Origin of the sequence: Micromonospora sp. LOL_013 (genome assembly GCF_048060315.1) — a bacterium.
GTDB lineage: Bacteria > Actinomycetota > Actinomycetes > Mycobacteriales > Micromonosporaceae > Micromonospora_E.
On record NZ_JBHMIQ010000014.1, the window covers coordinates 69,967 to 82,109 of the forward strand.

The 12,143-nt window shown below is 72.6% G+C and carries 11 protein-coding genes; 7 read left to right on the forward strand and 4 right to left on the reverse strand.

What is annotated here, in order from left to right:
- The first annotated feature begins 1 nt into the window (after nt 1).
- From pgsA to pspM, 5 genes are all read left to right on the forward strand, one after another.
- Nucleotides 2-604 (forward strand): CDP-diacylglycerol--glycerol-3-phosphate 3-phosphatidyltransferase, encoded by a 603-nt coding sequence (gene pgsA, locus ACFHWS_RS11540; protein ID WP_416552858.1) that lies wholly within the window; start codon nt 2-4, stop codon nt 602-604.
- Between the two features lie 20 nt (nt 605-624).
- Complete coding sequence (locus ACFHWS_RS11545) at nt 625-1,182, forward strand: CinA family protein (protein WP_416553150.1); 558 nt, start codon at nt 625-627, stop codon at nt 1,180-1,182.
- Nucleotides 1,183-1,348: 166 nt separating this feature from the next.
- Nucleotides 1,349-1,873, forward strand: coding sequence for a helix-turn-helix domain-containing protein (locus ACFHWS_RS11550; RefSeq protein ID WP_416552856.1), 525 nt, complete (start codon nt 1,349-1,351; stop codon nt 1,871-1,873).
- 232 nt (nt 1,874-2,105) lie between these two features.
- Nucleotides 2,106-2,987 carry a PspA/IM30 family protein gene (locus tag ACFHWS_RS11555; protein ID WP_416552854.1) on the forward strand — a complete coding sequence of 294 codons (882 nt, stop codon included), beginning with the start codon at nt 2,106-2,108 and terminating at the stop codon, nt 2,985-2,987.
- 114 nt (nt 2,988-3,101) lie between these two features.
- Nucleotides 3,102-3,887 (forward strand): phage shock envelope stress response protein PspM, encoded by a 786-nt coding sequence (pspM, locus tag ACFHWS_RS11560; protein WP_416552852.1) that lies wholly within the window; start codon nt 3,102-3,104, stop codon nt 3,885-3,887.
- Here the strand turns inward: pspM and ACFHWS_RS11565 are convergent.
- From ACFHWS_RS11565 to ACFHWS_RS11580, 4 genes are all read right to left on the reverse strand, one after another.
- On the reverse strand, nt 3,790-4,632 hold the full coding sequence (locus ACFHWS_RS11565) for a DNA-formamidopyrimidine glycosylase family protein (RefSeq protein WP_416552850.1): 843 nt from the start codon (nt 4,630-4,632) through the stop codon (nt 3,790-3,792). The two genes, pspM and ACFHWS_RS11565, sit on opposite strands and share 98 nt — an antisense overlap.
- Before the next feature lie 130 nt (nt 4,633-4,762).
- Nucleotides 4,763-5,440: a DUF4142 domain-containing protein gene (locus ACFHWS_RS11570; protein ID WP_416552848.1), complete on the reverse strand. Its 678-nt coding sequence runs from the start codon at nt 5,438-5,440 to the stop codon at nt 4,763-4,765.
- A gap of 392 nt (nt 5,441-5,832) precedes the next feature.
- Nucleotides 5,833-6,072 carry a CPCC family cysteine-rich protein gene (locus tag ACFHWS_RS11575; protein WP_282229947.1) on the reverse strand — a complete coding sequence of 80 codons (240 nt, stop codon included), beginning with the start codon at nt 6,070-6,072 and terminating at the stop codon, nt 5,833-5,835.
- Between the two features lie 139 nt (nt 6,073-6,211).
- Nucleotides 6,212-10,828: an ATP-dependent helicase gene (locus tag ACFHWS_RS11580; protein ID WP_416552846.1), complete on the reverse strand. Its 4,617-nt coding sequence runs from the start codon at nt 10,826-10,828 to the stop codon at nt 6,212-6,214.
- Between the two features lie 186 nt (nt 10,829-11,014).
- Here ACFHWS_RS11580 and ACFHWS_RS11585 point away from each other — a divergent pair, with 186 nt between their 5' ends.
- Together ACFHWS_RS11585 and ACFHWS_RS11590 are read left to right on the forward strand one after the other, a co-directional pair.
- Nucleotides 11,015-11,362, forward strand: a complete 348-nt coding sequence (locus ACFHWS_RS11585) for a hypothetical protein (RefSeq protein WP_416552844.1) — start codon at nt 11,015-11,017, stop codon at nt 11,360-11,362.
- 165 nt (nt 11,363-11,527) lie between these two features.
- Nucleotides 11,528-11,974 (forward strand): hypothetical protein, encoded by a 447-nt coding sequence (locus ACFHWS_RS11590; RefSeq protein ID WP_416568151.1) that lies wholly within the window; start codon nt 11,528-11,530, stop codon nt 11,972-11,974.
- The last annotated feature ends 169 nt before the right edge of the window (nt 11,975-12,143 follow it).

The following is a 12,143-nucleotide window of genomic DNA, read 5'->3' on the forward strand; positions in this document are numbered from 1 at the left end:
GATGACCGAGCCGGGCGCCTCCGCCGGTCCGCGTACCGCCGTCGCCGCAGTGCCGGTGGTCAACGCGGCCAACGCGCTCACCGGGCTACGCATGGTGCTGGTGCCGGTCTTCGTGGTCTTCGTGGTTCTCTCCGGGATGACCCATCCGGGCTGGCGGATCGCCGCCTGCCTGACGTTCGTCGTCGCGTCGGCGACCGACCTGATCGACGGCTGGATCGCCCGCCGGTACGCCTTGGTGACGTCGTTCGGCAAGGTCGCGGACCCGATCGCCGACAAGGCGCTGACCGGCACCGCGCTGGTACTGCTGTCCTGGTACGACCTGGTGCCCTGGTGGGTGACCGGGCTGATCCTGGTGCGTGAGTGGGGGGTCACGCTGATCCGGTTCTGGGTGCTGCGGCACGGGGTGATCGCGGCGAGCCGGGGCGGCAAGGCGAAGACGGCGCTGCAGATCACGGCGATCGTCTGGTACCTGCTACCGCTGCCATCGGTGCTTGCCGCGGTCGCTCCGTGGATCATGGCGGCTGCGCTGCTGGTCACCGTGGCGACCGGGCTGGACTACCTGGTCCGCGCGTTGCGGCTGCGCCGTACCGGGCCGGGCCGGTGACTTCGGCCGAGTCGGACCGGATGCCTCCGGCCGGCGCACCAGCGGGCGGGCGGCCGGCGCCGGACGGCGGCGATCTCGGCCTCGGGCGGTCGGCCAGCGGTAGCCCGGCGGCGGCGGTCGTGCACGCCCTGGCCGAGCGGGGCGAGACGCTGGCGGTCGTCGAGTCGCTCACTGGTGGCTTGCTGGCGTCCGCCCTGGTCGAGGTTGCCGGGGCGAGCCTGGTCTTCCGCGGCGGGCTGGTCGTGTACGCCACCGACCTGAAGCGCACCCTGGCCGGCGTGCCGGAGCGGTTGCTCGCCGACCGCGGACCGGTCGACCCGGACGTCGCGGTCGCCATGGCCCGGGGTGCCCGCATCCGGTGCGCCGCCGAGTGGGCGCTGGCGACCACCGGGGTGGCCGGCCCACAGCCGCAGGGCGGCAAGCCGGTCGGGCGGGTCTACGTCGCCCTGGCCGGTCCGGCTGGCGTGCACCAGGTCCGGCGGTTGGACCTCGGTGGTGGTCGAGATGCGGTACGCAGGTCGAGCGTGACCGCTGCCCTGCGGCTGCTGACGACGCAACTGCACGCCACGCGGCCCTGAGCGGGGGACACCCGGGACGCCGAGCGGATATAACTGACATCTGACTCTGATCGCCCTGTCGGTCCCGATTCGTGCTCTCGGGTGGGGTGTCGATCGGGTGACGAACGGATAAGGTTGCGGGAAGCCTCCGGCACTCGCCGGCCGGTCCCGGACAGGGGGAGGTGCGATGGTCCTGCTACGCCGCGTTATCGGTGACGCGCTGCGTGCCCGCCGGCAGGGTCAGCGCCGGACTCTGCGCGAGGTCTCCACCGCCGCGAACGTCAGCCTCGGCTACCTCTCCGAGGTCGAGCGCGGCCAGAAGGAAGCCTCGAGTGAGCTGCTCGCTGCGATCTGCGACGCGTTGGGTGCTCAGCTGTCCGAGCTGCTGCGTGACGTGAGCCACACCGTCGCCGTCGCCGAGCAGCGGCAGGGCCTGCTGGTTCCGTTTCCCGAGCAGTCCCCGACGTCGCCCGTCGCGTCGCCCGAGCGGGCCCTGGAGGAGCGGCCGAGCCACAGCGAGGTTCTGCGCTCCGCCTCGGACGGCGCTGTCGGGACGGCCGAGCGAGGCGACGCTTCGGTGCACCAGGTCGCCACCGAGGACGGGGTGACCGTCTCGGTCCGCAGCGACTCGCCGCTCAAGACGACGCTGCGGGCCTCCCGGCGGGTGTCGAACACCGGCGGTCGGGACCGTGACGTCGTCTGCGCCGCCTGAGCCGCGGCCGATCGAGCGGCAGGGTGCTGCCGGATCCTGGGCTCGCCACCGCTGGATCCGGGACACTAAGGTTGACCCTCAACCGGCCCACCCTGCCGGATCCCACCGACGGCGGCCTAAGCGGTGGCGACGGCCTGGGACGATGGTAGGGGTGCCGGCGCACCGTACCGCCCGGGTCGGGCCGCCGTGACCGCCTGACCGTTCGCGCCGCTAGTGAGGGGATACCGCAGAGATGGCGAACCCGTTCGTCAAGGGTTGGCGCTACCTGATGGCGCTGTTCGGCGCCAAGATAGATGAGCACGCCGACCCCAAGGTGCAGATCCAGCAGGCGATCGAGGACGCCCAGCGCCAGCACCAGGCACTGGTTCAGCAGGCCGCTGCGGTGATCGGCAACCAGCGACAGCTGGAAATGAAGCTCTCCCGGCAGATGAGCGAGGTCGAGCGACTGCAGGGGATGGCCCGGCAGGCGCTGGTGCTGGCCGACAAGGCCCGTGCCGAGGGCGACGAGGCGGAGGCGAACAAGTACGAGCAGACCGCCCAGACTCTCGCCACCCAGCTGGTCTCCGGCGAGCAGTCGATGGAGGACCTCAAGACCCTGCACGACCAGTCGTTGGCCGCCGCCGCCCAGGCCCGTCAGGCGGTGGAGAACAATCAGATGATTCTGCAGCAGAAGCTGGCCGAGCGGACCAAACTGCTGAGCCAGCTTGAACAGGCCAAGATGCAGGAGACCGTGGCCTCGTCGCTGGAGTCGATGTCGGCGCTCGCCGCGCCGAAGAACACGCCGTCGCTCGATGAGGTGCGGGACAAGATCGAGCAGCGCTACGCCACCGCGATGGGCCGGGCCGAGCTGGCTGGCAACTCTGTCGAGGGGCGGATGCTCGAGGTGCAGAAGTCCACCCTCGACATGGCCGGTTCGTCGCGGCTCGATCAGATCAGGGCCAGCATGGCAGGAGAGAAGCTTGCCGGGGCACCGCCAGGGCCGGCGGTCGAGCAGGCCCCGGCCGGTGTGGACAGTACGGCAGGCGCGGACACCGCCAGTGTCGCCCGCCTCGACCAGCTCCGTGCCTCGATGGCGAAGGACAAGAACACCGGTGACGCCTCCGCCGCCGGCTGACCATCGGGCCGGGCGCCCGGTGACCGACCCGGTTCAGCCGGTGCCGTAGGCAACCCGGGCCGGGGTGGTGGCGTCTCCGGCCGGCTTCGTCCGAGGGGGAGGGAAGGAGCAACGGTGGTGGATCCACGGGCCCGTTACTTCCGCAGGCTGCGTCGCCTGCGTCGGGGCGCCCGCCGGTGGACCGTGCTTGCTGGCGGCTTCGGTGGCGCGGCGGCGGTCCTGCTGCCGTACGCGGGGGTCAGCCCGGTCGACGCGGTGTGGGCGGCGGCGGCCGGTGCCAGCACGGCGTTGGCCTTCTGGCGCTGGTCCGATCTGCGGGCGCTGGCCGGGCAACCGCCGCCCCCCGAGCCGGATCCGGCCATCGCCGCCGAACAGGCCCGGCTAAAGCTGGTCGCCACCGTCGAGCGGATTCCGCTCGGCCGGGCCGCCGTCGGCGAGGTACGCCGACAGCAGGCGCTGCTGGAGTTGCGCGGAACGGCGGCGGCGGGCGTCTGGACCCGGCTGGACCGGGCCGCGCGTACCCTCGCCGGGCTGGTGCCGCGGCTGACCGGGCCGGGCGAGTCCGCCCAGCTCGAAGCCGCAGTGGCCGAGCAGTCCCTGCGCGACCTGGCGTACCGAGTGGCCAGCGTGGAGAAAGCGGTACGGCTGGCTCCGGCCGACGCCGGGTTGGCCAACTCGCACCGGGTGCTCGTCGAGCAGCTGGAAGCCGGCACCATCGCCTACGAAGGCCTGGTCGCGGCCGCCGCCAACTACGTCGCCGAGGACGGTCGGGCGATCGGGCAGCACCCGTCGGTGAGCCGGCTCACCGAGGCCGGTGATCTGCTGCGGGGGGTTGCCGCCGGGCTGGCGGAGCTGCGCCAGCCACCGGACCCGGCTGGCACGTCGGGCACCAGTAGGTGACCCGCCCCGCCGACTCGGTGCGTCGCACCGCCGTACCGCAGCGCCGGCACGGCCGCCGCCAGCGGCCGTACACGTAGGTGGCCTCCCCGGGCAGGCCGGTGATGCTGCGGCTGGCCCGCCCCCGGTTGGCGACCAGCAGCCGGCGTGCCAGGTCGACGACGGCGGCCAGGTCCGGCACCTCGCGGACCGGCGTACCGGGCGCGACACCACGCAGGAACAGCAACTCGCAGGCGTAGACATTGCCTATCCCGGCGAGATTGCGCTGGTCGAGCAGCGCCTCGGCGACAGGCGTATCGGGCCGAGCGGCGAGCCGGCGGACCGCTTCGGTCGCGTCCCAGTCGGCACCGAGCAGATCCGGCCCCAGCCCGGCGGTGAGTTCCGGCTCCCGTTCCGTCGCCATCAGCATCAGCTCGTGCAGGTGGTAGCCGACGGCGACGGATTCACCGGTGCGCAGCACCACACGGATCAGGTGTGCCGGCCGGGCCGCCCAGCGCTGCCCGACCCGGTAGGTCCGCCAACTGCCGTCCATCCGCAGATGAGAGTGCAGGGTGTACCGCCGGTCGTCGGGTGCCGCGAGCCGCAGCAGCAGGTGCTTGCCACGGCTCACGCAGCCCAGCACGGCCCAGCCGGACAGGTCGGTGGTCGCGAGCCGGGGGATCCGGAAGTCGCTGCCGGTGAGAAGCCGGCCGGCCAGCACTTCCCGCAGCCGGTAAGCGGTGTTCCAGACGGTGTCGCCTTCAGGCACGACCACAATCCTGCCGCAGGTCGTGACCGGGCGGGCCGGATCGCGCCGACTGCCCCGGGTCGGATAGTCGGCCGGATAGCCGACTGCCCGGGCCGGATAGTCGGCCCGGGCAGTCGGGTGACGATAACTTCTAGTAGCGTCGTCGGAACACGGCGAAGGTGGCAGCGGTGCCGAGCGCCAGCGCGCCAATCAGCACCACCCAGATCGTCGTCGAGTTGACGCCGTTGCTGAGCTCGGCGTTGGCCTGGACCGCAGCGATGAGGCTGTCGTCAACAGGTGCCGGCACGGCCACCGGGGGGAGCTCGCCGTACCGCACCAGACCGGTGCTCTCCAGCAGCGACATGTGGGTCTGGACGAAGCCGTTGGCGTCCTGCGCGAGCTGGCGGACGACGTCGTTGCGGGTGCTCGCCCGGACCGCACCGATGACTGGGAAGATGTTGCCGTGGGCGGCGCGGAGCCGTTCGACGAAGATCCGGTCGAACCGGGCGCCCTCCGAGATCTTCATCTCGTTGACCCAACCCTGCTGGGTGGGGGTCGGGTCGGTGGGCAGCTCCACGCCCAGCTGGTTCGCCGCCTCGACCACCAGCAGGTCGAGCTCGATATGCTGCTCGGCGATCGCGGCGCCGACCTCGCGGACCCGTTGCGTGCTGCCCTTTTCCGCCGCCAGCTGACCGGCGGGAATCTCCCACAGCCCGGCGAGCCGGACCCCGTTGAGTAGCTGGATGTCGGTGGCGGCGAGCTGGGTCGCCCCTGAGGGCTGGGCGAGCGCGACGCCGGGCAGTGCGAGCAGCCCGGCGACGAGACCCACCAGGACCACTGTCAGCCGGCGTGGGGTGTGTGCCGCAGATCGTGCCCGGGCCATAGTGTCTCAACCTCCGAGTGGGGTCGACAGAGCGGTTGGTGATCGATCAGAACGTTATGTCGAATACCGCCCCCGCGTCAATGCCGCCGGCTTGGAATCCGCAGAAAGAAAGAAACGTTCAATCATTTCCTGTGGCTAATCTGACTCAACTCGCCGGCATCGTCCGTTCGGCTGATGCCGGCGGTTCAACATCGAGGTCACCGGGGGTTTTCACCCAGTGCGAATCTGGCCGCTTGACATACCACGGCAGGAGTGCGGTTTGTGGCGCCGCGGTAACAGAGTGCCGACACCGTAGCAGAGTATCGGCCCATTCCTCACCCGGCGGATCACTGGAATCGCTACGGAGACTCGTCAGGACGCGGGGGCCGGACGATGTCGGCGTACCGCAGATGGCTGGCACCGTAGATTGCGAAGTTGAGCCGGGCATGGGACAGGCTCAAGTCGCCGTTCGGCCCGCCGCGCACCACCTCAGCGTCGTCATCGCCCTGGCCGTCGTCGGTCCAGAAGCAGACGGGGCAGGTGGTGCATCCGGTCCGGTAGCCACAGCAGGGGCATCTGTCGACGGAGTACGGGACCACCCGCTAAGCCTTCCACAGGAACGATTCGGGCATGTGCCTGAGGTACCCCGTCGGCGGTCCGTCGGCAGCGCACCGCCGACGGCGGGGTACATCCGGCGTACCCCGCCCGTGCCGGCGGTGCCCGGCCCGACGTTTACGATCAGCCGCGTAGCCGCAGTCCACGTGGGGTGGCCCGGAAGCCGGCGGCGGCCAGCGCCGTCCGCAGCGGGGAGCTGTGTACCCGCTCCCCGTCGGCGCGTTCGACCGAGATGGTGCCGAGTGCCCCGGAGCTCACCGCGTCGGCTAGCGCCCGGGCCGCCGCCTCGAGCCGTTGTCCGTCCTGAGTGAAGCAGAGCAGACTGCGACCGCCGCGTTCGACGTAGAGCGCCGCCTCCGCGTCGACCAGGACCACCAGCGCCCCGGCCTTGCGCCCGGGTCGGTGCCCCGCCGCCGACTCGTCGGCGCTGTCCACCGGTCGCTCCGGCCAGGGCAGTGCCGCACCGTACGGGTTCGCCGGATCGGCTGCCGCCAGCACCACCGCCTCGGGCTGCCGGCGGTGCGCCGGATCGGAATTGGCGAGTTCCCGCAGCCGGTCCACCGCACCGGGTACGGCGAACTGGGCCGCACCGAGCCCGTCGACGAAGTAGCCCCGGCGGGCCGCGCCGCGTTCCTCCAACGCGGCCAGCACCGGGTACACGGCGGCGAAGCCACCTGGCTGCCCCTCGGCGGCGACCGCCCCCCGGGTCACCACCCCATGCCGTTCGAGCAGCACGTCGGCGGCGAGCGCCGCCCGCCGGGTCGGATCGGGGTCTCGGGGTGGCAGCAGTGACCACCGGCCGGCCAGCTGCGGTGCGGCGGTACGGGCGACGAACTCCTGACCGACCCGCCGGGCCCGACCCCGTGGCCCGGCGGCGGTGCGGACCCGTTGTCTCGAGTGTGGGCCGAGTACGGCCCGCAGTGGAGCCAGTGTGTCGTTGGTCAGCCAGCCGGCCCACACCAGATCCCAGATCGCCGTCTCGATCCGCCCGGCCGGATCGGCGTTGCCGGCGGGCGCGACGCCAGTGGTGTCGGCGAGCGCCGCGTCGACCCGGTCGGCCAGTTGCCGGAAGAACAGCGCCTGCTGGTCGGCGAGGGCGGCGAGCACCGCCTCGTGCACCGGGGTCAGCGTGAGCGCCGGGTCCGGCGGCGGTAGCAGCAGCGGCGCGGTCTCCGTGAACACCAACCGGATCCAGCCGTCACCGGCGCCGACCGCGCCGGCACCGGACCAGGTGACCTCGCCGGAGGCACAGAGCTCGTCCAGCTGCGCGGGGGAGTAGTCGGCCACCCGGGCCGGCAGGATCAGGCGTTCCACCGCTGCGGCCGGCAGGACCGCCCCCTGCAGTTGCTCGACGGCGGCCGCCACGCCGTCCACCCCACGACCCGGGTCGGCGACCTGCTGCCACCGGGGGAGGAACCGGACCAGGGCGGTGGCCGGCACCGGCTCGATCTCGCGGCGCAGCGCCGCGAGCGATCGGCGCCGCAGCAGCCGCAGCACGTCGGCGTCGCACCACTCGGTGCCGGCCCGCTCGGGAGTGAACTCGCCGGCCACGATCCGCCCGGTCGCGGCGATCCGCCGCAGGGTCTGTTCGACGACGAAGGCACCCAACCCAAACCGGGCGGCGCACCCGGCGGTGTCGAACGGCCCCCGGGTACGGGCGTAGCGGGCGACCAGGTCGCCGAGCGGGTCGGCCACCGGGGCGAGGTACGCCGCGGCGACGCCGACCGGCAGCGCGACACCGAGCGCGTCGCGCATCCGGCTGGCGTCCTCCACCGCGATCCACCGCTCCTGCCCGGCGATCCGCACCCGCAGCGCGCGCCGGGCCTGGGACAGCTCGGCCGGCCAGCCCGGGTCGATCTGCCGGGCCCGCAACTCGGCGTCGGACAGGTCGCCGACGACCCGCAGCAGCTCGGCCAGGTCCTCGGCGTCGCGTACCCGGCGGTGTCCGTCCAGCCACTGCAGCTGGCGGTGGGTCTCGTCGAGCACCGCCGGGTCGAGCAGCTCCCGCAGCTCGACCCGGCCGAGCAGCTCGCCGAGCAACGTCGAATCGAGGCTCAGCGCGGCGGCCCGGCGCTCGGCCAGCGGCAGGTCCCCTTCGTAGAGGAACGCTCCGACGTAGCCGAACAACAGGGACCGGGCGAACGGCGACGGTCGGGGTGTCTCGACCTCCACCAGCCGCAGTCGCCGTGCCACCAGGTCACCCATCAGCCCGGCCAATGCCGGCATGTCGAAGACGTCGCGCAGGCATTCCCGCGCCGCCTCCAGGGTGATCGGGAAGTCGGTGAACTCGCGCGCCACGTCGAGCAGTTGGGCGGCGCGTTGCCGCTGCTGCCACAGCGGCTGCCGGCGTCGCGGATCCCGGCGGGGCAGCAGCAGCGCCCGGGCGGCGCATTCCCGGAACCGGGCGGCGAACAGGGCCGACCCGCCGACGGCTGTTTCGACGAGCTGGCTGATCTCGTCGCTGTCGAAGGCGACCAGGTCGGCGCCGGGTGGGGTGTCGGCCATCTCGGGTAGCCGGATGACGATACCGTCGTCGGCGGGCAGCACCTGGGCGTCGACGCCGTACCGCTCGCTGATCCGGTGCCCGATCGCAAGTGCCCACGGGGCGTTGACCTGGGCACCGAAGACGCTGTGCACGACCAGGCGCCAGTCGCCGAGCTCGTCGTGGAACCGTTCGACGACGACCGTCCGGTCGTCCGGCAGGCTCCGGACGGCGGTGCGCTGGTCGTCGAGGTAGCGCAGCAGGTTGTCGGCGGCCCAGTCATCCAGACCGGACGACAACAGCCCGGCGCGGGCGGCGGTCGGGTCCTGTCGGCTGACCTGGCGCAGCCGGGCGCCCAGCGCCCGGCCCAGCTCGACCGGGCGACCAGGTTGGTCGCCTTTCCAGAACGGCATCCGGGCAGCCTGGCCCGGGGCGGGGGTGACCAGCACCCGGTCCGGGGTGATCTCCTCGATCCGCCACGACGTCGCACCGAGAAGGAAGACGTCGCCGGCCCGGGACTCGTAAACCATCTCCTCGTCGAGCTCGCCGACCCGTACCGGCCGTTCGGCCCCGGCCAGGAAGACGCCGAACAGGCCGCGATCCGGGATCGTGCCGCCACTGGTGACGGCCAGCCGCTGCGCGCCCGGCCGCCCGGTGAGCAGGTCGGCGTCGCGGTCCCAGAGCAGCCGGGGCCGCAGCTCGGCGAACGCGGTCGATGGATACCGGCCGGAGAGCATGTCCAGCACCGCGTGCAGCGCCGAGTCGGGCAGCTCGGCGTACGGGGCCGCGCCGCGCACCAGCGTCGCCAACGCGTCGACCGGCCAGGGATCGAGCGACACCATCGCGACGATCTGCTGGGCGAGTACATCGAGCGGGTTGCGCGGGTACCGCAACTGCTCGATCGCGCCGTTGGCCATCCGCTCGCTGACCACCGCACAGGCCAGCAGGTCGCCACGGTGCTTGGGCAGAATCACCCCGTGCGACAGCGCGCCCACCTGGTGCCCGGCCCGGCCGATCCGCTGCAGGCCGGCGGCGACGCTCGGCGGTGCCTCGATCTGTACGACAAGGTCGACCGCACCCATGTCGATGCCGAGCTCCAGGCTGGAGGTGGCGATCACCGCCGGCAGTTGGCCGGACTTCAACGCCTCTTCGATCTGCTGCCGTTCGGAGCGCGACACGCTGCCGTGGTGGGCGCGGGCGATCACGGCCGGGGCGCCGTGTGCGGTGTCCGACTGGGCCATGACCTCCGCCGGCATCCAGGTGCCGGACCGCCGGTCGCTGCCGCTGCTGTCGGCGCGGGGCGGTCCGGACCGCTGGTCCGTGTCGTCCGCCCGGTCTGCGGCGAGTTCGTTGAGCCGGGCGCAGAGCCGTTCCGCCGAGCGCCGGGAGTTGGTGAACACAATGGTCGACCGGTGCCGCCGGATCAGGTCGAAGACGCGTTCCTCGACGGCCGGCCAGATCGACCGGCCGGCCGGCGGCGGACCATCGGGGTCCTCTTGCGCCGTCTCGCGTTCGTCCAGCTGGTCGAGATCCGGCACCGGCACCTGGACGCTGACATCGATGGTCTTGGTCGTGGCCGGGGCGACCATCTGCACGGGCTGACGGCCACCGAGGAACTCGGCGGTCTCCTCGATCGGCCGGACCGTGGCGGACAGGCCGATCCGCTGGGCGGGTGCCGGCAGCAGCGCGTCCAACCGCTCCAGCGACAACGCCAGGTGCGCGCCGCGTTTGGTGCCGGCGACCGCGTGCACCTCGTCGACGATGACCGTACGCACGCCGCGCAGCGACTCCCGGGCGGCCGAGGTGAGCAGCAGGAACAGCGACTCGGGAGTGGTGATGAGGATGTCCGGCGGTTGCCGGAGGAAGGCGCGTCGCTGATCGGCCGGGGTGTCGCCGGTGCGGATACCGACGGTCACCTGCGGCGCCGGGGCACCGATGCGGGCGGCGGCCTGGCCGATGCCGACCAGCGGGGTACGCAGGTTGCGGTCGACGTCGACCGCGAGTGCCTTGAGCGGGCTCAGGTAGAGCACCCGGCACCGCAGCCGCGGATCGTCGGGAGCGGGCGAGCGGGTCAGCTGGTCCAGCGACCAGAGGAACGCGGCGAGGGTCTTGCCGGATCCGGTGGGTGCGACCACCAGGGCGTGCCGGCCGTCGCTGATCGCCTCCCACGCGCCGGTCTGCGCGGCGGTCGGGGCGGCGAAGGCGGCGGAGAACCACTCCCGGGTGGCCGCCCCGAAGCGCTCCAACACCGCGGTCATCGCTGGTCCCTCCATCGGTACATCCGGCTGCCTGCGTGAACCATCCTGCCCGCCGGGTACGACGAAGCTGGGCCGCCCGGGCGACCGGATCCACAAATTCGAGTGGAACCGGCAGGTCTGGCTTGCCCGACTTAGTAGTTATGGAGTAACTTTCCGTCATCGTCCGATCTCTCAAGGAGTACCTCCATGCCCGTTGTCGAGCGCGGCCTCCACCACGACACGGAGGTTCTACTCCGGAAGGTGGACGGCCTGGTGGCCCTGCTGCGGCTGCGGCACCACCGGCTCGACCCGGCGGCGGTGGACCGGTTCGCCGACACCCTGCGGGCCCTGGTCGTCGACAGCGGATCGGCGAGCGCCGCCGACCGGGCGCGGGTCCGCGCCACCGTGCACTACCACATGCTGCTGGTCAGCCGACGAGGTCTGCTGCCGCTCGCCGACGTGCCCGCACCCGCCGGACCCGCGACGCCGGCCAGTCCGGCGATGCCCGCCGCGACGGCGACGGCAACGGCTCCCACCGAACCAGCCGGCACATGACGGTAACCGTACGGTAATCACCGAATCTGCTTTGATCGCTTACCATCCAAGCTCCGGGAACCGGCGACGTCCAGGCCCGGCCACCGCCCGGCGGGCCGGCCAGTCAGGCGGCCGGCACCGGGAGACCGGTAGGCTGGCGGGGATCGACAGCGGAGGGGGGCACGGATGGCACAGCTGCGCCACCTCCCGGCTCCGCGCAGGATCGCCGTCGTTCTACTCGTCCTGCTCACCGTCACCGCCGTGCACGGCGCCGCCTCGGTCGCCGTACCGGCCGTCGCCGTCGCCGCCGGGCCGGCCTCCATCGGAGCCGCGCTGCTGCACCAGACCGTCTCGCCCGGTGGTCGCAACTGCGTCGACGACGCCGACCACCGGCAGCAGCAGAGCGTGTCGGCCCGGCCCGGCCCAGCCGGTGACGACCACGGCACTCCGACCGGTGCCGTCACCACGCCAACCTGGTCCGCCGCGCCATCCGTCACCGGCCAGGCGGCCCGGTCGTCGGCCGCCGGTCCGCTCCTGCGCCGCGGCACCCGGCCCTGCTCCAGCCGGGCACCACCCGACCAGCTGGCGGCGCAGCTGACCACTGCGGCCGCACACCTGCCCATTCTCGACTGAACCGGGCCACCGAACCGGCGGAGTCCGGGGCCGGACGTCCCGAGCCTTCGCCACTTCCACGTCACCCCTCCGCTACGGCCGCGACGCGCCGTCCGGCGTTCCTCTCCCGCTGGGCGGGCAAGCCCGGCAACGGACCCATGCCGACGCGTGGGCCCGCGACGATACCTAC

Excerpts from the sequence above, each read along its gene's own strand:
- ACFHWS_RS11590 (WP_416568151.1), top strand. The coding sequence starts at position 11,528 with ATGGCACAGCTGCGCCACCTCCCGGCTCCGCGCAGGATCGCCGTCGTT.
- ACFHWS_RS11555 (WP_416552854.1), top strand. The coding sequence starts at position 2,106 with ATGGCGAACCCGTTCGTCAAGGGTTGGCGCTACCTGATGGCGCTGTTC.
- ACFHWS_RS11580 (WP_416552846.1), bottom strand. The coding sequence starts at position 10,828 with ATGACCGCGGTGTTGGAGCGCTTCGGGGCGGCCACCCGGGAGTGGTTC.
- ACFHWS_RS11585 (WP_416552844.1), top strand. The coding sequence starts at position 11,015 with ATGCCCGTTGTCGAGCGCGGCCTCCACCACGACACGGAGGTTCTACTC.
- ACFHWS_RS11550 (WP_416552856.1), top strand. The coding sequence starts at position 1,349 with ATGGTCCTGCTACGCCGCGTTATCGGTGACGCGCTGCGTGCCCGCCGG.
- ACFHWS_RS11545 (WP_416553150.1), top strand. The coding sequence starts at position 625 with ATGCCTCCGGCCGGCGCACCAGCGGGCGGGCGGCCGGCGCCGGACGGC.
- pgsA (WP_416552858.1), top strand. The coding sequence starts at position 2 with ATGACCGAGCCGGGCGCCTCCGCCGGTCCGCGTACCGCCGTCGCCGCA.